Below are 20977 nucleotides of genomic sequence, written 5' to 3'. Positions count from 1 at the left end.
CTTTCCGGCCGCGCGCTCAGGCGCCGGCCAGCGTTCGCGCCATGCGCAGCGCCTCGACGAGGCTCGACGCATCGGCCACGCCCTGGCCCGCGATGTCGAACGCGGTGCCGTGATCCGGGCTGGTGCGCACCAGCGGCAGCCCGAGCGTCACGTTCACGCCCTTCTCCACCCCGAGGTACTTGACCGGGATCAGGCCCTGGTCGTGGTACATCGCGATCACCACGTCGAACTCGCCGCTGGACGGCACGCCGGCCTTGGCGCGCGCGCGCATGAAGACGGTGTCGGGTGCATGAGGCCCCTGGGCATCGATGCCCTCGGCGCGTGCGGCTTCGATGGCCGGCGCGATGACGGTGCGCTCTTCCGAACCGAACAGGCCGCCCTCGCCCGCGTGCGGGTTGAGCCCGGCCACGCCGATGCGCGGCGGCCGCCCGAGGGCGTGGGTCAAGGCGCGATGGGTGATGCGCAGCGTGTCCAGCACGCCGTCGAAGCGCACGGCCTCGATGGCGTCGCGCAGCGACATGTGGATGCTCACGAGCACAGTGCGCAGTTCGTCGTTGGCCAGCATCATGCGCACGGGCACGTCAGCCACGGTGCGGCCCAGATGGGCGGCGGCCTCGGCTTGCAGTAGCTCGGTATGGCCGGGGTATGGAAAGCCGGCCGCGGCCAGCGCTTCCTTGTGCAGCGGCGCGGTGACGAGGGCCGAGATCTCGCCGCGCAACGCGGCGCGCGCGGCCCACACCACGCAGTCGCCGGCGGCTCGACCGGCTTCGGCGCTGATACGCCCCTGCACGATGCCTTCCGGCGGCGCGATCACCTGCAGCACCGGGATGCACCCCGGCGGCACGGTGGCCGTTTCAGCGACGCTGGCGATCTCCACGACAGGCCACCCCAGCCGCCCCGGCGCCGCGAGCGCCTGCGAGGCACCGCGCAGCGTGCCGACGTCGCCGGCCACGAACGCACCGCGCACGGCGTCAGGCGCGTCGCGGAAGGCCTTAACAATGATCTCGGGGCCGATGCCGGCCGGGTCGCCGAGCGTGATCGCGATCGGCGCCTTCATGCGGGGTTGTCGATGTCGATGAATTCGTGCTTCAGCCCGAGCTGGGCCGCCACATGGGCGGCCACGGCCTGCGCGCCGTAGCGCTCGGTGGCGTGGTGGCCGCAGGCCAGGAAGGCCACGCCCAGCTCGCGGGCGTAGTGCGCCTGCGGCTCGGAAATCTCGCCGGTGATGAAGGCGTCGGCGCCGGCCGCAATGGCGGCCTCGAAGTAGCCCTGGGCGCCGCCCGTGCACCACGCGACGTTCTTGATCGGGCGGTGGGCCGTGTCGACCAGCGTGACGGGCCGTTTCAGCACCTTCTCGACATGGGTCGCCAGGGCCTTGGCGCTGGCAAAGTTCTCGCCGTTCTCGCGCGCGCCCAGGAAGCCCAGCTCCTGTTCGCCGAAGCGCCCGGCCGACCCCGGGTGCGCCACGAGCCCCAGCTGCAGACCGAGCTGCGCGTTGTTGCCCAGTTCGGGGTGCGCGTCGAGCGGCAGGTGGTAGGCGAAGAGGTTGACGTCGTCGCCCAGCAGCAGGCCCAGGCGCTGCTTCATCCAGCCGGTGACGCAGCCGTCTTGGCCGCGCCAGAACAGGCCGTGGTGGACGAAGATGGCATCGGCCTCGGCGTGGATCGCGGCCTCGATCAGCGCGCGGCTGGCGGTCACGCCCGAGACGATCTTGCGGACCACGGTGCGCCCTTCGACCTGCAGGCCGTTGGGTCCGTAATCCTTGAAGCGCCCGGGGGCCAGCAGCAGGTCGAATGCGTGAAGCAGTTCGTGGCGTGTGGTGCTCATCGCGACATTGTCGCGCTCCCTGCGGCCGGCGCGCCATCGCGCATCGGGTGGCCGCGTGCGGCCAGGGGCCACAGGGCCAGCAGGAAGCCCAGCGCCGCCAGCGCGGCGACATAGTGCGCCGGCGCCATGGGGTCGTGCTGCAGCCAGAGCGTGAGGATCACCGGCGTCAGGCCGCCGAAGACGGCATAAGACATGTTGTAGGCGAAAGAAAGCCCCGTGAAGCGCACCGGCGCCGGAAACGCCCGCACGCCCGCGATCGGCACCGTGGCGATGGTGCCCACGAACAGACCCACCAGCCCGTAGTGCCAGAACAGCGTGGCCGGCGTGCCGGGCAGCCCGGTGTAGAACAGGTAGGCGGTGGCAAAGAGGCCGCCCCAGCCGATGAGCATCACGGCGCGCGTGCCGATGCGGTCGCTGGCCCAGCCAACGATCACGCAGCCGATGGTCAGGGTCAGCGTGGCGAGCGCGTTGGCCTCGAGCGCCAGCGCCGCTGGGATGTGGTGCACCTTCTGCAGGTAGGTGGGCGTGTACAGCACCACCACGACAATGGCGGCCGACAGCACCCAGGTCTGCAGCCCCACGTACACGCTCGCCAGGCGGTGCTCGCGCAGCACGGTGCGCAGCGGCAGCTCGCGAGCGACCGTCTTGCGGCCGGCCAGCTCCTTGAAGACCGGCGTCTCGTGCAGGAAGCGGCGCAGGTAGACCGAGAACAGCCCGAACACGCCGCCCAGGATGAAGGGAATGCGCCAGGCGAAGTCATTCACCTGCTCCGGCGAGTAGTGGCGGTTGATGGCCACGGCCACCAGCGAGCCCAGCAGGATGCCGCCGGTGATGCCCGAGGTCAGCGTGCCGATGCCGAAACCGTAGCGCTTGGCCGGCACGTGCTCGCCGACGAACACCCAGGCGCCGGGCATTTCGCCGCCGATGGCCGCGCCCTGCAGCACGCGCATCGCCAGCAGCAGCAGGGGCGCCGCGACGCCGATGCTCGCGTAGGTGGGCAAGAGGCCGATCACCAGCGTGGGCGCCGCCATCAGGAAGATCGACAGCGTGAACATGCGCTTGCGCCCCAGCAGGTCGCCGAAGTGCGCGATGACGATGCCGCCCACGGGCCGCGCGAGGTAGCCCGCCGCGAAGATGCCGAAGGTCTGCAGCTGGCGCAGCCAGTCGGGCATGTCGGCGGGGAAGAACAGCGCGCCCAGCACGGTCGCGAAGAAGACGTAGATGACGAAGTCGTAGAACTCGAGCGTGCCGCCGAGGGCGGACAGGGCCAGGGTCTTGTAGTCGCGCGCATCGAGCGTGCGCGCCGGAGCGGGCGTGGCGCCGTCCGTGTAGGTAGCTTCTGAGGTCATGGCAGCAGGGGTATCGTGGCCGCTCGCCTGCCTTGAACCGGATAGGGGCAGAGCGTGGCACGCCGACGAAGGGATCGCCTGGCCGCGTCCGCCGGGTGGGCGGCGCGGAAGGCCTGAGGGGGCGATCCGGGTCGGATCGCTTGCCGATACTAAGGGTTAGCCCGTATTCACGCCCCGCAGGCCGCGCAATCTCGACCCTGCCGCGCGGTCTATGGCGCCAGGCCGGTTGAGGGACAATTGCAACCGGCGCCGTCTTTCAGCGCTTTTCCAACGCTCTTTCTTCAAGCTTTCATGAAACGCACCTGGCTGCTCTTTGCCCAAGCCGTGACCGTCCTGCTGGCGGCCTATTTCGTCGTCGCGACGCTCAAGCCCGAGTGGATCAATAAGCGCTCGACCTCGCTGGGCGGCGTGGTGTCGATCGTCGAAGCGCCCAGCGGCGCGCCGGCCGTGCCCGCCGCGGGCAGCCTGAGCGCGGCGGCCAAGAAGGCCTCGCCGGCAGTCGTGAGCATCAACACCAGCAAGGCCGCGCAGCGCCACCCGCGCAGCAACGACCCGTGGTTCCGCTTCTTCTTCGGCGACCAGGCCGACCAGCCGCAGGTGGGCCTGGGCAGCGGCGTCATCGTGAGCACCGACGGCTACATCCTCACCAACAACCACGTGGTCGAGGGCGCCGACGAAATCGAGGTCACCCTGAACGACAGCCGCCACGCGCGCGGCAAGGTGATCGGCACCGACCCCGACACCGACCTGGCCGTGCTCAAGATCGAGCTCGACAAGCTGCCGGTGATCGTGCTGGGCAACTCCGACGAGCTGCTGGTGGGCGACCAGGTGCTGGCCATCGGCAACCCCTTCGGCGTGGGCCAGACCGTGACCAGCGGCATCGTCTCGGCGCTGGGCCGCAACCAGCTGGGCATCAACCAGTTCGAGAACTTCATCCAGACCGATGCAGCCATCAACCCCGGCAACTCGGGCGGCGCGCTGATCGACGTCAACGGCAACCTGCAGGGCATCAACACCGCCATCTACTCGCGCTCGGGTGGGAGCATGGGCATCGGCTTCGCCATTCCGGTGTCGATGGCCAAGATCGTGCTCGAGGGCATCGTGAAGGAAGGCCAGGTGCGCCGCGGCTGGATCGGCGTCGAGCCGAGCGACCTGTCGCCCGAACTGGCCGAGACCTTCGGCGTGAAGGCCGACGCCGGCGTGATCATCACCGGCGTGCTGCAGAACGGCCCCGCCGCCAAGGCCGGCATCCGCCCGGGCGACGTGATCACCTCGGTGGGCGAGAAGAAGACCGACAGCGTGCAGGCCCTGCTGACCGCCGTGGCCGGCCTCAAGCCGGGCGACACGGCGCGCTTCGCGCTGCAGCGCGGCACCGACAAGATGGAACTGGACGTGACGCCGGGGCTGCGGCCGAAGAGCCCGATCCGGCAGCAGTTGCCCAACAACGAATAGGCGGGAAACGACAGCGGCTCCGGCCGCAGATCGGACAGCAACAAAAAAGCGGCCCTCGGGCCGCTTTTGTTTTGGGGGGGCAGGAGCCGATCGATCCGGGGATCAGGAACTGCCGGAAGACCCCGACCCTGCGCTCTCTTCCTCGCCCTCGGGCGCCTTGCCAGCACCTGCGAAATAACGCGCCCCGATGATGCCCACCTCGTACAGCAGGCACATCGGCACCGCCAGCGCGAGCTGCGAGACCACGTCGGGCGGCGTGAGCACCGCGGCCACCACGAAGGCGATCACGATGAAGTAGCCGCGGAACGAGCGCAGCTTCTCGATGGTGACCATCTCGAAGCGCACCAGCAGCATCACCACGATCGGCACCTGGAAGGCCACGCCGAAGGCGATGTACAGCGACAGGATGGCCTCCACGTACGACGAGATGTCGGGCGTGGCCGCCACCGCCGCAGGCGTGAACTTCTGGATGAAGCCGAACATCTTGTCCAGCACGAACAGCTGCACGAAGGCGATGCCGCCGTAGGCCAGCACGCTGCCGAAGAAGATCAGCGGCAAGGCGAAGCGCTTCTCGTGGCTGTACAAGCCCGGCGCGACGAACATCCAGGCCTGGTACATGAGCCAGGGCAGCGCCAGCAGCACGGCCGCCATCATCAGCACCTTGAGCGGCACGAAGAACGGCGAGAACACGCCGATGGCGATCAGCTTGGCGTCCGGCGGCATGTGCGCGCGGATCGGCATGGCGATGATGTCCATGAGCCCGCTCGGACCGGGCCAGATCGCCAGCAGGATGCCCGCGACCACGAGGCCATAGACGCAGTACAGCAGCCGGTCCCGAAGCTCGACCAGGTGCTGCACGAACGGCTGCTCGGTGCCCGCCAGCTCGTCTTCTTTGTTCTTGTTGTCGGAATCGGCCATGGGAGAGGAGAAAGCGTGGGAGAAGACACAGGCGCACGGGGCGCCCGGGAACGCCGCGGGGCGTGCGCGTGCGTCAGTTGATCTTGTGGGGGCGGAAGCGGGCGACCCGCGCCGCGCCCGACAGCGCCTTGGTACGCACGCCGTTACGCGCCTTGTACCAGTTCGGCGTGGCGCCCTGCTTCAGGCGCCAGTTCTTGCGGGGGTGCCTGTATTCGGGCACCGCCTGCTCGGGCTCGGCCAGTGCCGACAGGGTGTCGCCGGACGCGCCGGAAAACTGCTTCTCGAACTCGCTGGCGCCGGTGTGGATGCTGTGCTCCACGTCGCGCGCCGCGTCCTCGACCGTGGTCTTCATCTTGCGGAGCTCGTCGAGCTCCATCGAACGGTTGACTTCGGCCTTGACGTCGTTCACGTAGCGCTGTGCCTTGCCGAGCAGGGCGCCCACCGTGCGTGCAACGCGCGGCAGCTTCTCCGGCCCGATCACGATCAGCGCCACGACGCCGATGAGCGCCAGCTTCTCAATGCCGAGGTCGATCACGGATGTGTGCCTGCGGTGCTCAGGACTTCTGGCGCGCTTCGACGTCGATCGTCGACTTGTCGCTGTTGGCCGGCTGGCCGGTCACTTGCTGCGTGGGGGCCGGTGCAGCGGAGGCGTCGGGGGAGGCCGAGCCGTCCTTCATGCCGTCCTTGAAACCCTTGACGGCGCCACCGAGATCCGAACCCATGTTCCGCAGCTTCTTGGTGCCGAAGATCATGACCACGACGAGCAGCACGATCAGCCAGTGCCAGATGGAAAAAGAACCCATGGAGAACTCCTAAGAATGTGTCCGATTTTAGTCGGGGGGAATGTGACAGTTTGGCTTAACCCTGCTCAGCCGCGAAGCCAGGGGCGAGGGCCGCCCATGACGTGCACATGGAGATGGTGAACCTCCTGCCCGCCTTCGGCGCCGGTGTTCACGACGACCCGGTAGCCGCCGTCCGGATAGGGCCTGCAGCCCTGCTCCAGCGCCAGCTGGGGGGCCAGGGTCATGATCTTGCCCATGAGCGCGGAATCTTCGGGCGTGAGCTGGGCCATCGAGGCGATGTGCTTCTTGGGCACCAGCATGAAATGCACGGGCGCCCAGGGGGCGATGTCGTGGAAACCGAACAGGTCGTCGTCTTCGTAGACCTTGCGCGACGGGATCTTGCCTTCGATGATTTTGCAAAAGACGCAGTTCGGATCAGATGACATCTTTGGGTTCCATGGGACGGCCGTCGTTCATCCGGATCATGCCCTTCACGATCCGGTAGAGGAACCACAGCGAAATCAGGCTCCAGGCGATCCAGCCCGGCACGAACAGCAGCAGCCAGAGCCACGAGGTGACGATGTACAGCAGGCCGGCCCACAGCACCGAGCGGATGCGCCAGCTGAAGTGCGAGGCCTGCCAGGTGCCGGCCGCGTCGTCGCGCTTCACGAAATCGATCAGCAAGGCGATGAGCAGCAGCAGCACGGAGGCCTGCGCGCCCGGCACGACCGCGCCGATGGCCACGATCAGGTGCAGCACGTAGCTGACCCAGCCCCAGGTCTTGAGGGAGTCGTCGGGTTCCACGTTCACGATGTCATTGGCCATGGTCGATGCCCTTTCAATCGATCAGTCAGTCGTTGGAAGCTTCGCGGGCCTGCACCTTGCGCAGGGCTTTTTCCTCGATGCCGCTGGTGCCTTCGCGGCGCTCGAGCTCCGCGACCACGTCGGCCGGCGAGAAACCGTAGTGGGCCAGCGCCACCATGGTGTGGAACCACAGGTCGGCCACTTCGTTCACTATTTTCGAGCGGTCGCCGCCGTGGTCGGCGTCTTTCGCGGCCATCACGACCTCGGTGGCTTCCTCGCCGATCTTCTTGAGGAAGGCGTCGGGGCCCTTGTGCAGCAGCCGGGCGACGTAGCTCTTCTCGGGGTCGCCGCCGTTCCCGGGCAGGCGGCTCTCGAGCACCGCAGCCAGGCGGGCGAGCGCGTCGGAGGTGTTCGAATCGTTCACTGTGGCGGTCATTTGTAGATCGACTCCGGGTCTTTCAAGACCGGTTCGACCACGGTCCACTGGCCCTTTTCGTACTTGCTGAAGAAGCAGCTGTGGCGGCCGGTGTGGCAGGCGATGCCGGGCTCGTGGCCGAGCTGGGTCACCTTGAGCAGCACCACGTCGTTGTCGCAGTCGAGGCGGATCTCGTGCACGGTCTGCACGTGGCCCGACTCCTCGCCCTTGAACCACAGCTTGCTGCGCGAGCGGCTGAAATACACCGCGCGGCCCAGCTCGGCGGTCTTTTCGAGCGCCTCGCGGTTCATCCACGCGAACATGAGCACGTCGTTCGTGCCTTGTTCCTGGGCGATCACCGGCACGAGGCCGTTGGCGTCCCACTTCACTTCATCGAGCCAATTCATGGGGATATTGTCGAGGATAGGAAAAGACCCTTCCGGTCCCGCTCAGGCGTCGATGCGCACGGGAATCCCGCGCTCGGCCATGCGCGCCTTGGCCTCGCCCACGGTGTGCTCGCCGTAGTGGAAGATGCTCGCGGCCAGCACCGCGTCGGCGCCGCCCTTCTGGATGCCGTCGGCCAGGTCGTCGAGGCTGCCGACGCCGCCCGAGGCGATCACGGGCACGTTGACCGCGTCGCTCACGGCGCGCGTCAGGGCCAGGTCGAAGCCGCTCTTGGTGCCGTCGCGGTCCATGCTGGTGAGCAGGATCTCGCCCGCGCCGCGGCGCGCCATCTCGGTCGCCCACTGCACCACGTCCAGGCCGGTGTTCTTGCGCCCGCCGTGGCTGTAGACGTCCCAGCCCGCGCCGCGCGTGGCGGCGTCTTCGGGGCTGCGGCGCTTGGCGTCGATGGCGACCACGATGCACTGCGAGCCGTACTTCTGGGCCGCGTCGCTGATCACCTGCGGATCGGCGATGGCGGCCGAGTTGAAGCTGGTCTTGTCGGCACCCGCGTTGAGCAGCCGGCGCACGTCGGCCACGGTGCGCACGCCGCCGCCCACGGTCAGCGGAATGAAGACCTGCGAGGCCACCGCCTCGATGATCGGCAGGATCAGGTCGCGGCCGTCGCTGGTGGCCGTGATGTCCAAAAAGGTCAGCTCGTCAGCGCCCTGCGCGTTGTAGCGCGCGGCGATCTCGACCGGGTCGCCGGCATCGCGCAGCTCGAGGAAGTTGACGCCCTTGACGACGCGGCCGCCGGTGACGTCGAGGCAGGGAATGATGCGTTTGGCAAGCATGGGGTGGTGAACCAGGGAGAAATCAGAGAACGCAAAGCTGTTGCCAGCCCTGCCATTGGGCGCCGGGCGCCAGCACGACGGGTTCGTCGATGCGGGCCGCCTCGACGCAGAGCATGTGGCGGAAGCCCTCTGCGGGCATGTCCGCGAGTGTCGCACCGAGCGCGGCGCCGGGGTTCCAGACCACGGTTTCGGTGCAGGTTTCGCTCTGGGTGATTTCGAGGGTGCCGTCGGGCTGCACCAGCCGCAGCGGCTGCGCCGGGGCGGTGTAGACGCTGTCGAACTCGGCGTCGAACTGCAGCGCGGCAGCGGTTTCGGTCTGGCGCACGTCGCGCACCGCGTCCCAGCGGGCGGCGCCCTGCAGGCCTTCGAGGCGCACCGCGGCGATGTCGTCCACGCGCAGGTAGGTGTGCAGCGCGGCCGAAAACGGCCAGGGCGCGTCGCCGGTGTCGCCGGTGTTGGTCAGGGTGAGCGCGGTGCGCAGCCGGCCGGCGCTGAGCGTGGCGTCCATCCGCGCCTCGAACGCATGCGGCCAGAGCCGGCGGGTGGCGTCGTTGTCGCGCAGCACCAGCCGCAGCGTGTCGGGCGCGCCCGATTCCTCCCGAATCCAAGGCAGATTGCGCATGAAGCCATGCTTGGGGAGCATGCCGCGCTGGTTGAACTGGGGGCAGCACAGGGGAATGCCGCCGCGGATGGCAGTTTGGCCGTCAAAAACGGCCTTCGGACTCAGATACAGTCGCTCCCCACCGCGGGCCGGGGCCCAGGAAAGCACCTGGGCGCCATGCAGCGCCACCGTCAGCGTGCTGCCATCGGCCGCCACGGCGTGCAACGCCGGCTGGCCTCGAAACTCGATCGAGCGGATATCCATGTGAGGAATTGTAGGCAGCCGCCGCATCCTGACAGCGGGCCATTGCGTGCATCCGCCTTTCTTGGATACCCTGTGCCGGGTCGGTCCCGTGCACTCGAAAAGAACCACTCTCACACGACAAAGGGGATACGCATGAAGAAAAAGCTGCCCATGGCCGCCTGGATCCTGATCGCCATGGTGCTCGGCATCATCGTCGGTTACATGATCTTCACCAGCTTTCCCGACAAGAAGGCCGCCAAGGAGATCGCGGACTACGTCTCCATCGTCTCCGACGTCTTCCTGCGCCTGATCAAGATGCTGATCGGCCCGCTGGTGTTCTCCACGCTGGTGGTGGGCATCGCGCACATGGGCGACGCCAAGTCGGTGGGCCGCGTGTTCGGCAAGGCCATCGGCTGGTTCCTCACGGCCTCGCTGATCTCGCTGGTGATCGGCCTGGTCATGGCCAACCTGCTCAAGCCCGGCGAGAACCTGGGCCTGCCGCTGCCCGACATCGGCGCCTCGGCCAACCTGGCGACCAACAAGTTCACCTTCAAGGACTTCGTGAGCCACACGGTGCCCAAGTCGTTCGTGGAGGCGATGGCCAACAACGAGATCCTGCAGATCGTGGTGTTCTCGATGTTCTTCGGCGTGGCCCTGGCCTCGCTCGGCGACAAGGCCAAGACGCTGGTAGCCGCCATCGAGGAGCTGTCGCACGCCATGCTCAAGATCACGGGCTACGTCATGAAGCTCGCGCCGCTGGCGGTGCTGGCCGCCATGGCCGCCACCGTCGCCGTGAACGGGCTGGGCATTCTCATCAAGTTCGCCGTGTTCATGCGCGACTTCTACCTGGGCCTGTTCGTGCTGTGGGGCGTGCTGATCATGGCCGGCCTGCTGTTCCTGGGGCCGCGCGTGTTCAAGCTGCTGGTGCTCATCAAGGAGGCGTTCCTGCTGTCGTTCGCCACCGCAAGCTCCGAAGCCGCGTATCCGAAGATCCTGCAGGCGCTCGACCGTTTCGGCGTGAAGCGCAAGATCTCCAGCTTCGTGATGCCGATGGGCTACTCGTTCAACCTCGACGGCTCGATGATGTACTGCACCTTTGCCGTGCTGTTCATCGCGCAGGCCTACGACATCCACATGCCGATCAGCACGCAGATCACGATGCTGCTGATCCTGATGCTCACCTCCAAGGGCATGGCCGGCGTGCCGCGCGCCTCGCTGGTGGTGATCGCCGCCACGCTGAACCACTTCGACATTCCCGAGGCCGGCCTGCTGCTGATCCTGGGCGTGGACACCTTCCTGGACATGGGCCGCTCGGCCACCAACGCGGTGGGCAACTCCATCGCCACGGCCGTGGTCGCCAAGTGGGAGGGCGAGCTGCTGTCCGAGAGCGATGCCGAGGCCAACGCCAAGGTGCTCGACGAGGAAGCCGCCGCCACCCTCGCCCACCCGGCGCACGCGTGAGGCGCCACGCCATGACGCGCATCGCCACGCTGCCCTCCGCCGTCGCCGCATGGCTGCTGGCGGCCGTGGCCCTGGCCTTGCCGGGCGGCCCCGCGCAGGCACAGGAGCTCCTCACCGGCACGCTGGCCAAGGTGCGCGAGAGCGGCACCATCGCCATCGGCCACCGCGAGGCCTCGGTGCCCTTTTCGTACCTCAATGCGCGCAAGGAGCCGATCGGCTATTCCATCGAGCTGTGCCGCGCGCTCGTCACGGCCATCGAGGACACGGTCAACAAGAGCCTCACGATCAAGTGGGTGCCCGTCACCTCCGACTCGCGCATCGACGCGGTCGTCAGCGGCCAGGTCGACCTCGAGTGCGGCTCCACCACCAGCAACCTGGAGCGCCAGAAGCGCGTGGCCTTCTCGCCGACGATGTTCGTCTCGGGCACCAAGGTGCTGGTGAAGAAGGGCGCGCCGATCCAGTCGTTCCGCGACCTGGCCGGCAAGAAGGTGGCGGTGACGGCCGGCACCACCAACGAGAAGACGCTGCGCGACCTGTCGCAGAAGTTCAAGCTCAACATCGAGCTGAAGGTGGCGCGCGACCATGCCGAGTCGTTCGCGCTCCTGAAGGAAGGCCAGGCCGACGCCTTCGCCACCGACGACGTGCTGCTCTACGGCCTGATCGCCCGCGACGCCGCCAAGGCGCAGTACGAGGTGGTGGGCGACTTTCTCTCCTACGACCCGTACGCGGTCATGTACCGCAAGGGCGACCCGCAGCTCAACAAGGTGGTGGTCGACACCTTCCAGGTGCTGGCGGAAGACGGCGAGATCCACCGCCAGTACAAGCGCTGGTTCATGCGCAAGCTGCCTTCGGGGGAGAGCCTCAACCTGCCGATGAGCGCGCAGCTGGAAACAATCATCCAGACGATGGCGGTGAAGGCCGAGTAGGCCCGCCTGCCCTTCTCTACCGCGCAGGCCACTCCCAGCGCGGAATCTCGCTCATGTCCAGATTCGCGATGCGGGTCTCGCCGAAGCGCTTTTCGAGCACCACCGGCTGCAGGCCGTCGCTGTCGTCCAGGGCGGCGATCAGGCGCGCCGCATGCGACACCACGATCACCTGCGACGCCCGCGCGGCCTGCGCGATGAGGCGGCCCAGCGCCGGCAGCAGGTCGGGGTGCAGGCTGGTCTCGGGCTCGTTGAGCACCAGCAGCGCGGGCGGACGGGGCGTCAGCAGCGCCGCGATCCACAGCAGGTAGCGTAGGGTGCCGTCCGACAACTCGGCGGCCGTCAGGGGCCGCAGCAGGCCGTGCTGGTGCATCAGCGTCTCGAAGCGGTCGCCGTTCGCCTGCACCTCGATGCGGGCGCCCGGGAAGGCGTCGTCCACGGCGCTGTCGAGCGCCTCGCCGTCGCCGATCTCGCGGACGGTCTGCAGGGCGGCGGCCAGGTCGGCACCGTCGTTGGCGAGCACGGGCGTGTAGGTGCCCAGCTGCGGCTGGCGCGCAGGGGCGTCGGCGTCCGAGCGGAAGTGGTCGTAGAAGCGCCAGGAGCGCATCTGCTCGCGCAGCGTGAGCATCTCGGGCGCGTCGCGCGGGTCGGCGTGCTCGGTCATCATGCTGGCGAAGGCCGGGATCGGCCGGCCGACGGCCTGCCAGCCCTTGCCGTCGCGCAGGCGCAGCGCGGCGCCCTTGCGGTCGACCAGGTGCGTGGAAGGGCGCAGCAGCGGGCCGCTCCAGATCGCCTCGTGCTTGATCTGCGGGTCGTGCGAGAAAGCCGAGGACGGGATCGGCGGCGGCAGGCCGATGTCGATGGCGTAGCCGAAATCGTCGGCCTCGGCGCCGGCGAAGCCCAGCTTCAGCGCCACCGGCTCGCTGCGCGTGGTGCCCTGCACCGGCTGTTCGCCACGCAGCATGGCCGCCGAAAAGCGCTCGGGCCCGGCCCACAGCGTGGAAGACAACCCGCCCTCGCGCACCAGCGAGCGGATCACGCCGCCGTTGGCGATGTCGGCCAGCAGCCGCATCGCGCGGTACACGCTCGACTTGCCGCTGCCGTTGGCGCCGGTGACCACCGTGAGGCGGCCCAGCGGCACCGTCAGCTGGCGCAGCGAGCGGTAATTGGCGATGGCGAGCGCGGAGAGCACGCGCCGCTACGGCAAAGGCGTCAGGCGCCGGCCAGCTCGTCCGCGCGCGCCTGGGCGGCGGCGAAGTCGAGGTCGCCCGAGTAGATGGCGCGGCCGCAGATCACTCCCTCGACGCCTTCGGACTCGACCGCGCAGAGCTGGTCGATGTCGGCCATGTTCGAGAGGCCCCCCGAGGCGATCACGGGAATGGTCAGCGCCTGCGCGAGCTTGACGGTGGCGTCGATGTTGATGCCCGAGAGCATGCCGTCGCGGCCGATGTCGGTGTAGATGATCGATTCGACGCCGTAGTCCTCGAACTTCTTGCCCAGGTCGGCCACCTCGTGGCCCGTGAGCTTGCTCCAGCCGTCGGTGGCGACCTTGCCGTCCTTGGCATCGAGGCCCACGATGATGTGGCCGCCGAAGGCGCTGCAGGCGTCCTTCAGGAAGCCGGGGTTCTTGACCGCGGCGGTGCCGATGATCACGTAGCGCAGGCCGTCGTCGATGTAGCGCTCGATGGTGTCCAGGTCGCGGATGCCGCCGCCCAGCTGCACCGGGATGTCGTCGCCGACTTCCTTCAGGATCGCCTTGATCGCCGCGTGGTTCTGCGGCTTGCCGGCGAAGGCGCCATTCAGATCGACCAGGTGCAGCCGACGGGCGCCGGCCTCGACCCATTTGCGGGCCATGGCGGCGGGGTCTTCGCTGAAGATGGTGGACTGGTCCATGTCGCCCTGCTTGAGGCGAACGCAGTGGCCGTCTTTGAGATCAATGGCGGGAATGAGGAGCATGGAAGTGACGCGAGTGTGCGAAAGCCGGGCTGCGGACGGTGCGGCCCGGGCGGGAATATAAGGTCAGGGATTCCAGTGGAGGAAGTTGCGATACAGCTGCAGCCCATGGTCCGCACTCTTCTCCGGGTGGAACTGGGTTGCAAAAATGTTATCGCGTGCGATGGCCGCGGTAAAGCATGCCCCGTAATCGGCCTCGCCCACGCTGTGCCGGGCATCCGCCGGACACGCGTAGAAGCTGTGCACGAAATAGAAGTAGCTCTGGTCGGGAATGCCTGCCCACACCGCGTGCGGCTGGGCCTGGCGCACCTGGTTCCAGCCCATCTGCGGCACCTTGAAACGGCTGCCGTCGGGCTGCAGGCGACCGGCCAGGTCGAACTTGACGACCTCGCCGGGAATGAGCCCCAGGCCGTCGGTCGGGCCTTCGTCGCTGCGCGACAGCAGCATCTGCATGCCCACGCACACACCGAAGAGCGGCTTGCTGGCCGCGGCTTCGAGCACCGATTCGAGCAGGCCCGAGTCGCGCAGCTCGCGCATGCAGTCGGGCATGGCGCCCTGCCCCGGCAGCACCACGCGGGTGGCCTGGCGCACCACGTCCGGGTCGGAGGTGACGAACACCTCCACGCCCACCTGGTCGGCCGCATGGCGCACGGCCTGCGACACGGAGTGCAGGTTGCCCATGCCGTAGTCGACGACCGCGACGGAATTCTTTGCTACAGATTTCATAGCTGTTCGCCGGGGAGTTTCAGAGCGAACCTTTGGTCGAGGGAATGACGCCGACGGAGCGCGGATCGAGCTCCAGCGCGCCGCGCATGGCGCGCGCGAAGGCCTTGAACACGGTCTCGCACTGGTGGTGCGCGTTCACGCCCTTCAGGTTGTCGATGTGCAGCGTGACGAAGGCGTGGTTCACGAAGCCCTGGAAGAACTCGTAGGTGAGCTGGCTGTCGAAGGTGCCGATCATGCCGCTGGTGAAGGGCACGTGCATCACGAGGCCCGGACGGCCCGAGAAGTCGATGACGACTCGGCTCAGCGCCTCGTCCAGCGGCACATAGGCATGGCCGTAGCGGCGGATGCCCTTCTTGTCGCCGATGGCCTTGGCCACGGCCTGGCCGAGCGTGATGCCCACGTCTTCCACGGTGTGGTGGCCGTCGATGTGCAGGTCGCCCTCGCAGTCGATGTCCAGGTCGATCAGCCCGTGGCGGGCGATCTGGTCGAGCATGTGATCGAAAAAGCCGATGCCCGTGGAGAGCTTGGCCTTGCCGGTGCCGTCGAGGTTGACGCTGACCGTGATCTTCGTCTCGGCGGTGTTGCGGGTGACCGTCGCGATGCGATCGGTGCTGCCCGGGGTCGTGGGGGTGGTCATAGTGAGGCTTCGAGCGCCGCCAGCATCTGCGTGTTCTCGTCGGCCGTTCCGACGGTGAGGCGCAGGCAGTTGGCGAGCAGTTCATGCATTTTAGAAACGTTCTTCACCAGCACCCCGCGGGCCTTCATGCCCTCGAAGGTACGGGTGGCATCGGGCACGCGCAGCAGGATCATGTTGGCGTCGCTGGGCCAGGTCTTCACGCCCGGCAGCCGGGCCAGCGCGGCCATGAGCTGGTCGCGCCCTTCGCGGATCTGGCGCGCCTGGGCTTCGAACACGGCCGCGTGCTCCAGCGCGAACAGCGCGGCCTCGCAGTTGAGCACGCTGATGTTGTAGGGCGGGCGCACCTTGTCGATCTCGGCGACCAGCGCGGCGGGGCCCATGAGGTAGCCCAGGCGGATGCCGGCCAGGCCGAACTTGCTCAGGGTGCGCATCAGCAGCACGTGGCGGTGGTTCGCGAGCCGGTCGATGTAGCTGCGGGCGGCAAAGGGCTGATAGGCCTCGTCGATCACCACCAGGCCGCCCTGCGCGCCCTGGGCCTGCACGATCTTCTCGATGACGGCGTCGTCCCAGAGGTTGGCGGTCGGGTTGTTCGGGTAGGCGAGGTAGACGATGGCGGGCTTCTCGCGCGCGATGGCGGCCAGCATGGCGGCCTCGTCGAGCTCGAAATCGGCCGTCAGCGGCACGCCAACGAAGCGCAGGCCCTGCAGCTGGGCGCTCATCGCGTACATGACGAAGCCGGGCACGGGCGCCAGCACGGCGGCGCCGGGCTGGTCGCAGGCGATGCCCAGCAGCGAGATGAGTTCGTCCGAGCCGTTGCCCAGCATCAGCCCGAAGCCTTCGGGCAGGCCCGCATGGGCGGCCAGCGCGCGCTGCAGGTCGGCGCCGCGGTCGCCGGGGTAGCGGTTGAGCGCCAGCGCACCCAGGCGCGCGCCCAGTTCGGCCTGCAGCGCGGGCGGCAGGCCGTAGGGGTTCTCCATCGCGTCGAGCTTGAGGAAGCCGCGCGCGTCCTGCACCGCGTAGGCGTGCATGGCGCGCACGTCGGCGCGGATGCGGTCGAGCGGCAGGCGGTTGTCGGAGGCGGAAGAATCGGAAACGGTCATCGGGTGCAGCGGTAGCTGTTGCGGAGGGCGCCGGCCATGACCAGTTGCACGGGCATGTCGGCTTCGTAGCTGTCGGCGTTGCGGCTCAGCTCGGTCTGGTAGAGCGAGCGGGCCATCGAGGGCTCGAGGCGGCGGCCCTCGATGCAGAACGGCGGCACCTGGCCGTTGCGCTGCGACGACTCGACGCCCTCGCGCAGGCCTTCGAGCACGCCGACGAGGTAGTAGCTGGCGTAGGCCTTGCCGTCCTTCTCGTTGGCTTCGAGCGTGCGCAGCTCGCGGATGCTCATGGCCTGCGCGCCGGCGCCGATCGCACCGGCCGCCAGGGCGAGCAGCAGCGCCGGCAGGCGCGGCAACAGCAGGACGGCGGCGCGTTGCATGGCCTCGCCGGCTTACTTGCGGTAGCGCGGCGGCGGCGCGTACGCGCCGTCGGCCGGGAAGGCGCTGGGCTGCGACGGCGAGGCGTCGCGGCGGGTGCGGCGCGGGGCGTTCGGCTCTTCGAGCTCGAACAGCGCGGCGCCGATCACGCCGATGTTGCGCACGTCGCCGGCCTCGGTGTTCGCGGCGTAGGCGCGGCCCGGCGTGGCGAAACGGAAGGCGGCCACTTCGCTCTGGCTCTTGCGGAAGCCTTCGATGTTCAGGGTCTGCTGCGGGCGCAGCACGTAGCCGCCATTGCGCAGGCTGCCGGGCTTGCCGTTGAGCACGTCCAGGCCGTCGACGGTGGCGATCACCTCGTAGCTGCGGTCGCTGAGGTTGCGAAAGCGCAGCGTGTAGCGCGCACCTTCGACGCCGGCGAGGCGGAACATGTCATTGCCGCTTCGACGTGCGCGCTGCAACGGCAACGGGCGGTCGTTCTCGTCGAGCACCGACCATTCGATGTCGCCCTGGGCCAGTTGCAGGTTCAGCCGGCGCTCGGGGTTGCTGCCCGCATCACGGCGCACGCTGGCGGCGTCGTTGTAGCCGATCGAGGCCACGTCGTCGGGCTGGTCGGACAGGCGCTTGGCAGCCACCGTGCGGGTCTTCGACTCGATGCCCTCGCCCCATTGCGTGCCGAGCTGCGCCGGTGCGGGTGCAGGCTTTGCAGCACTGGACGTGGCCGCCATCGCGGTCGTCTCGGCGCGGTTCTGCGGCATCTGGGTGCAGGCGGCCAGCAAGGCGGCACCGGCAACGAGGCCGGTGGCGAAACGGAAAAATCGCGAGCGATAGAGGCGTTGAATCATCTGGCGTGCTCCTCCCTGAAGCGGGGTTGTTGGAGCCTCAGATCTTACGCAGGCGCATGCGCGCGGCTTCGGCGTGCGCCTGCAGGCCCTCGCCTTCGGCCAGCGTGACGGCGATCGGGCCCAGCACCTGCGCGCCGGCCTCGCTCACCTCGATGAGGCTGGAGCGCTTCTGGAAGTCGTACACACCCAGCGGGCTCGAGAAGCGCGCCGTGCCGCTGGTTGGCAGCACGTGGTTCGGGCCGGCGCAGTAATCGCCCAGGCTCTCGCTGGTGAAGTTGCCCAGGAAGATCGCGCCGGCGTGGCGCAGCAGCGGCTCCCAGCGGTGCGGTTCGCTGCTGCTGACTTCCAAGTGTTCGGGGGCGATGCGGTTGCTGATCTCGCAGGCCTCTTCCATGCTCTTCGTGTGGATCAGCGCGCCGCGGCCGTTGAGCGAGGCGGCGATGATCTCGGCGCGCGGCATGGTCGGCAGCAGGCGGTCGATCTCGGCCTGCACGCGATCGATGTAGGCGGCGTCGGGGCACAGCAGGATGCTTTGCGCCAGTTCGTCGTGCTCGGCCTGGCTGAACAGGTCCATGGCCACCCAGTCGGGCGGCGTGGAGCCGTCGGCCAGCACCAGGATTTCGCTCGGGCCCGCGATCATGTCGATGCCCACGGTGCCGAACACGCGGCGCTTGGCGGCGGCCACGTAGGCGTTGCCGGGGCCGGTGATCTTGTCGCAGGCCGGGATGGTGGCCGTGCCGTAAGCCAGCGCGGCCACGGCCTGCGCACCGCCGACGGTGAAGCCGCGCGTCACGCCCGCCACGTAGGCAGCGGCGAGCACGAGCTGGTTCTTCTCGCCCTTCGGCGTGGGCACGACCATGATGATCTCGCCCACACCGGCGACGTGCGCGGGAATGGCGTTCATCAGCACGCTCGACGGGTACGCGGCCTTGCCGCCCGGCACGTAGATGCCGACGCGGTCCAGCGGCGTGACCTTCTGGCCGAGCAGCGTGCCGTCGGCGTCGCGGTAGCTCCAGCTTTCGCCGGAGGCCTTCTTCTGCGCCTCGTGGTAGCTGCGCACGCGGCGCGCGGCGGCTTCGAGCGCGTCGCGCTGCACAGCGGGGAGCGCCTCGAAGGCGGCCTTCAGTTCGGCCTGCGTGAGTTCGAGCTCGGGCAACGTCTTCGCGTCGAGCTTGTCGAAGCGGTTGGTGTACTCCAGCACCGCCTCGTCGCCGCGCTTTTGCACGTCGGCGAGGATGTCGGCCACCACCTTCTCGATGGCCGCGTCGTCGTCCGCGGACCAATGCAGCCGCGCCTTGAATTCAGCGTCGAAGCTGGCTGAGTTCGTGGACAGTCGGGCGGGGGCTGCTTGCAGAGTCATGGGCTTGAGGTTCAGGCGGAGGGAATGGCGGACGCGAAGGCGTCGATGATGCGGCGGATGGGTTCGCGCTTGAGCTTGAGCGCGGCCTGGTTGACGACCAGCCGGGCGCTGATGTCCATGATGCGTTCCACCTCGACGAGGTGGTTGGCCTTGAGCGTGTTGCCGGTCGAGACCAGGTCGACGATGGCGTCGGCCAGGCCCGTGAGCGGCGCCAGTTCCATGCTGCCGTAGAGCTTGATCAGGTCGACGTGCACGCCCTTGCTGGCGAAGAAGTCGCGCGACAGGCCCACGTACTTGGTGGCCACGCGCAGGCGCGAGCCCTGCTTCACGGCCGAGGCGTAGTCGTAGTCGGCGCGCACGGCCACGCTGAGGCGGCAGGCCGCGATGCGCAGGTCCAGCGGCTGGTACAGGCCCTGGTTGCCGTGCTCGAGCAGCACGTCCAGGCCGGTCACGCCGAGGTCGGCGCCGCCGTACTGCACGTAGGTGGGCACGTCGGAGGCGCGCACCAGCACCACGCGCACGTCGGGACGGGTGGTCTCGAGAATCAGCTTGCGCGATTTCTCCGGGTCTTCGGTGACCTCGATGCCGGCGGCGGCCAGCAGGGGCATCGTCTCTTCGAAGATGCGGCCTTTGGAAAGAGCCAGAGTGATCATGCGGCGGCTCCCGTCACGCGTTCAATGTCGGCACCGAGGCCGCGCAGTTTCGATTCCATGCGGTCGTAGCCCCGGTCCAGGTGGTAGATGCGGTCGACCAGCGTCTCGCCCTCGGCCACGAGGCCGGCGATGACGAGGCTGGCGGAGGCGCGCAGGTCGGTGGCCATCACGGTGGCGCCCGAGAGCTGTTGCACGCCCTCGACCATCGCGACCTTGCCCTCGACGTGGATGCGTGCGCCCAGGCGCACCATCTCGTTCACGTGCATGAAGCGGTTCTCGAAGATGGTCTCGGTGACCATCGAGGCGCCGCGCGCGATCACGTTCAGGGCCATGAACTGGGCCTGCATGTCGGTCGGGAAGCCCGGGTATTCGGTGGTGCTGAAGCTCTGCGCCTTCAGGTGGTCGTAGGCCGGGCCCTGCGAGCCGATGCGAATGCCGTCGGGTTCGGTCACGACGGTGCAGCCAGCGTCGCGCAGCTTGTCGATCACGGCGTCGAGGTGGTCGCCGCGCGCGTGGCGCAGGAAGGCCTCGCCGCCCGTGGCCGCCACGGCGCACAGGAAGGTGCCGGCCTCGATGCGGTCGGCCACCACGGCGTGCTCGCAGCCGTGCAGCTTCTCGACGCCCTGGATGCGGATGTGGCTGGTGCCGTGGCCTTCGATCTTGGCGCCCATGCGGATCAGCATCTCGGCCAGGTCGATGATCTCGGGCTCCTGCGCGGCGTTCTCGAGCAGCGTCTCGCCCTCGGCCAGCGCGGCGGCCATGAGGAAGTTCTCGGTGCCGGTGACGGTGACCATGTCGGTCAGGATGCGCGCGCCCTTCAGCCGCGTGCGGCCCTCAGGCAGGCGCGCGACCATGTAGCCGTGCTCGACCACGATTTCGGCGCCCATCGCCTGCAGGCCCTTGATGTGCTGGTCGACCGGCCGCGAGCCGATGGCGCAGCCGCCGGGCAGCGACACCTTGGCGTGGCCGAAGCGCGCCAGCAGCGGGCCCAGCGCCAGCACCGAGGCGCGCATGGTCTTCACCAGTTCGTAGGGGGCCTCGGGATTGCCGAGCTCGCCGGCGTTCAGGCGCACGGTGCCGTTGTCGTCGGCCTCGGCCGTCACGCCCATGTTGCGCACCAGCTTGAGCATGGTCGACACGTCCTGCAGGCGCGGCACGTTGTGCAGCACCACGGGCTGGTCGGTCAGCAGCGCCGCGCACAGCTCGGGCAGCGCGGCGTTCTTGGCGCCGGAAATGAGCACTTCGCCGCGAAGCTCACGCCCGCCGCGAATCAGAAGTTTGTCCATGAAGGATCCAGCGAAATCAGGAGGCCCGCAGGGGC

The 20977-nt window shown here is 68.4% G+C and carries 25 protein-coding genes; 3 read left to right on the top strand and 22 right to left on the bottom strand.

Annotation, left to right across the window (positions count from 1 at the left end; all coding sequences use genetic code 11):
- Positions 1 to 16 precede the first annotated feature (16 nt).
- The 3 genes from pdxA to ACAM42_RS05930 are packed head-to-tail and all read right to left on the bottom strand — an operon-like array spanning position 17 to position 3176.
- Entirely contained in the window at positions 17 to 1057 is a 1041-nt protein-coding gene (gene pdxA / locus ACAM42_RS05940; RefSeq protein WP_369631370.1) for a 4-hydroxythreonine-4-phosphate dehydrogenase PdxA, read from the bottom strand.
- Positions 1054 to 1827 (bottom strand): Nif3-like dinuclear metal center hexameric protein, encoded by a 774-nt coding sequence (locus ACAM42_RS05935; RefSeq protein ID WP_070059915.1) that lies wholly within the window; start codon positions 1825 to 1827, stop codon positions 1054 to 1056. Before ACAM42_RS05935 ends, pdxA begins: the two co-directional genes overlap by 4 nt.
- On the bottom strand, positions 1824 to 3176 hold the full coding sequence (locus ACAM42_RS05930; RefSeq protein ID WP_062473643.1) for an MFS transporter: 1353 nt from the start codon (positions 3174 to 3176) through the stop codon (positions 1824 to 1826). The genes ACAM42_RS05935 and ACAM42_RS05930 overlap by 4 nt, the downstream gene beginning before the upstream one ends.
- A 291-nt stretch (positions 3177 to 3467) precedes the next feature.
- Between ACAM42_RS05930 and ACAM42_RS05925 the strand changes: the two genes are divergently transcribed.
- Positions 3468 to 4628 (top strand): S1C family serine protease, encoded by a 1161-nt coding sequence (locus ACAM42_RS05925; protein WP_307584233.1) that lies wholly within the window; start codon positions 3468 to 3470, stop codon positions 4626 to 4628.
- A 102-nt stretch (positions 4629 to 4730) separates the two neighbouring features.
- Here the strand turns inward: ACAM42_RS05925 and tatC are convergent, their stop codons facing one another.
- The 9 genes from tatC to ACAM42_RS05880 form a co-directional block, all read right to left on the bottom strand.
- Positions 4731 to 5546 (bottom strand): twin-arginine translocase subunit TatC, encoded by an 816-nt coding sequence (tatC, locus tag ACAM42_RS05920; RefSeq protein WP_369631369.1) that lies wholly within the window; start codon positions 5544 to 5546, stop codon positions 4731 to 4733.
- Between the two features lie 73 nt (positions 5547 to 5619).
- A complete protein-coding gene (tatB, locus tag ACAM42_RS05915; RefSeq protein ID WP_062471652.1) occupies positions 5620 to 6081 on the bottom strand; it encodes a Sec-independent protein translocase protein TatB in 462 nt (153 codons plus the stop codon).
- A 19-nt stretch (positions 6082 to 6100) separates the two neighbouring features.
- On the bottom strand, positions 6101 to 6349 hold the full coding sequence (tatA, locus tag ACAM42_RS05910; RefSeq protein WP_070059921.1) for a Sec-independent protein translocase subunit TatA: 249 nt from the start codon (positions 6347 to 6349) through the stop codon (positions 6101 to 6103).
- Between the two features lie 65 nt (positions 6350 to 6414).
- The gene (locus tag ACAM42_RS05905) at positions 6415 to 6774 is read right to left on the bottom strand and encodes a histidine triad nucleotide-binding protein (RefSeq protein ID WP_062471658.1); all 360 of its coding nucleotides are present in this window, start codon (positions 6772 to 6774) and stop codon (positions 6415 to 6417) included.
- Positions 6764 to 7153: a hypothetical protein gene (locus ACAM42_RS05900; protein WP_056572726.1), complete on the bottom strand. Its 390-nt coding sequence runs from the start codon at positions 7151 to 7153 to the stop codon at positions 6764 to 6766. The genes ACAM42_RS05905 and ACAM42_RS05900 overlap by 11 nt, the downstream gene beginning before the upstream one ends.
- A gap of 25 nt (positions 7154 to 7178) precedes the next feature.
- The gene (locus ACAM42_RS05895) at positions 7179 to 7568 is read right to left on the bottom strand and encodes a phosphoribosyl-ATP diphosphatase (RefSeq protein WP_369631368.1); all 390 of its coding nucleotides are present in this window, start codon (positions 7566 to 7568) and stop codon (positions 7179 to 7181) included.
- Positions 7565 to 7954: a phosphoribosyl-AMP cyclohydrolase gene (hisI, locus tag ACAM42_RS05890; protein WP_095743771.1), complete on the bottom strand. Its 390-nt coding sequence runs from the start codon at positions 7952 to 7954 to the stop codon at positions 7565 to 7567. Before hisI ends, ACAM42_RS05895 begins: the two co-directional genes overlap by 4 nt.
- Before the next feature lie 42 nt (positions 7955 to 7996).
- Complete coding sequence (gene hisF, locus ACAM42_RS05885; protein WP_095743770.1) at positions 7997 to 8782, bottom strand: imidazole glycerol phosphate synthase subunit HisF; 786 nt, start codon at positions 8780 to 8782, stop codon at positions 7997 to 7999.
- A gap of 22 nt (positions 8783 to 8804) precedes the next feature.
- Positions 8805 to 9647, bottom strand: coding sequence for a D-hexose-6-phosphate mutarotase (locus ACAM42_RS05880; RefSeq protein WP_369631367.1), 843 nt, complete (start codon positions 9645 to 9647; stop codon positions 8805 to 8807).
- Between the two features lie 132 nt (positions 9648 to 9779).
- Here ACAM42_RS05880 and ACAM42_RS05875 point away from each other — a divergent pair, with 132 nt between their 5' ends.
- Together ACAM42_RS05875 and ACAM42_RS05870 are read left to right on the top strand one after the other, a co-directional pair.
- The gene (locus ACAM42_RS05875; protein WP_062471672.1) at positions 9780 to 11087 is read left to right on the top strand and encodes a dicarboxylate/amino acid:cation symporter; all 1308 of its coding nucleotides are present in this window, start codon (positions 9780 to 9782) and stop codon (positions 11085 to 11087) included.
- A gap of 11 nt (positions 11088 to 11098) precedes the next feature.
- Positions 11099 to 12013: an amino acid ABC transporter substrate-binding protein gene (locus ACAM42_RS05870; RefSeq protein ID WP_369631366.1), complete on the top strand. Its 915-nt coding sequence runs from the start codon at positions 11099 to 11101 to the stop codon at positions 12011 to 12013.
- Positions 12014 to 12029: 16 nt separating this feature from the next.
- On the opposite strand, the gene ACAM42_RS05865 is transcribed toward ACAM42_RS05870, so the two are convergent.
- The 10 genes from ACAM42_RS05865 to murA form a co-directional block, all read right to left on the bottom strand.
- Positions 12030 to 13202 (bottom strand): AAA family ATPase, encoded by a 1173-nt coding sequence (locus ACAM42_RS05865; RefSeq protein ID WP_354347904.1) that lies wholly within the window; start codon positions 13200 to 13202, stop codon positions 12030 to 12032.
- A 20-nt stretch (positions 13203 to 13222) separates the two neighbouring features.
- Positions 13223 to 13966, bottom strand: coding sequence for a 1-(5-phosphoribosyl)-5-[(5-phosphoribosylamino)methylideneamino]imidazole-4-carboxamide isomerase (hisA, locus tag ACAM42_RS05860; RefSeq protein ID WP_062471681.1), 744 nt, complete (start codon positions 13964 to 13966; stop codon positions 13223 to 13225).
- Between the two features lie 63 nt (positions 13967 to 14029).
- On the bottom strand, positions 14030 to 14689 hold the full coding sequence (hisH, locus tag ACAM42_RS05855) for an imidazole glycerol phosphate synthase subunit HisH (protein ID WP_062471685.1): 660 nt from the start codon (positions 14687 to 14689) through the stop codon (positions 14030 to 14032).
- Positions 14690 to 14708: 19 nt separating this feature from the next.
- A complete protein-coding gene (gene hisB, locus ACAM42_RS05850) occupies positions 14709 to 15326 on the bottom strand; it encodes an imidazoleglycerol-phosphate dehydratase HisB (protein ID WP_354347905.1) in 618 nt (205 codons plus the stop codon).
- Positions 15323 to 16426: a histidinol-phosphate transaminase gene (gene hisC / locus ACAM42_RS05845; protein ID WP_095743767.1), complete on the bottom strand. Its 1104-nt coding sequence runs from the start codon at positions 16424 to 16426 to the stop codon at positions 15323 to 15325. The genes hisB and hisC overlap by 4 nt, the downstream gene beginning before the upstream one ends.
- The gene (locus ACAM42_RS05840) at positions 16423 to 16803 is read right to left on the bottom strand and encodes a hypothetical protein (RefSeq protein ID WP_070059929.1); all 381 of its coding nucleotides are present in this window, start codon (positions 16801 to 16803) and stop codon (positions 16423 to 16425) included. The genes hisC and ACAM42_RS05840 overlap by 4 nt, the downstream gene beginning before the upstream one ends.
- 12 nt (positions 16804 to 16815) lie before the next feature.
- Positions 16816 to 17643, bottom strand: a complete 828-nt coding sequence (locus ACAM42_RS05835; protein WP_095949881.1) for a hypothetical protein — start codon at positions 17641 to 17643, stop codon at positions 16816 to 16818.
- Between the two features lie 37 nt (positions 17644 to 17680).
- Positions 17681 to 19003, bottom strand: a complete 1323-nt coding sequence (hisD, locus tag ACAM42_RS05830) for a histidinol dehydrogenase (protein WP_354347906.1) — start codon at positions 19001 to 19003, stop codon at positions 17681 to 17683.
- 11 nt (positions 19004 to 19014) lie between these two features.
- Positions 19015 to 19656: an ATP phosphoribosyltransferase gene (gene hisG, locus ACAM42_RS05825; RefSeq protein ID WP_354347907.1), complete on the bottom strand. Its 642-nt coding sequence runs from the start codon at positions 19654 to 19656 to the stop codon at positions 19015 to 19017.
- On the bottom strand, positions 19653 to 20942 hold the full coding sequence (murA, locus tag ACAM42_RS05820) for a UDP-N-acetylglucosamine 1-carboxyvinyltransferase (protein ID WP_369631365.1): 1290 nt from the start codon (positions 20940 to 20942) through the stop codon (positions 19653 to 19655). Before murA ends, hisG begins: the two co-directional genes overlap by 4 nt.
- Positions 20943 to 20977: the final 35 nt, after the last annotated feature.

Origin of the sequence: Variovorax sp. V35 (assembly GCF_041154465.1) — a bacterium.
Lineage (GTDB): Bacteria > Pseudomonadota > Gammaproteobacteria > Burkholderiales > Burkholderiaceae_C > Variovorax > Variovorax boronicumulans.
The sequence above is the reverse complement of the archived record's forward strand: the minus strand, read 5'-3'. Positions and strand labels throughout refer to the sequence as shown.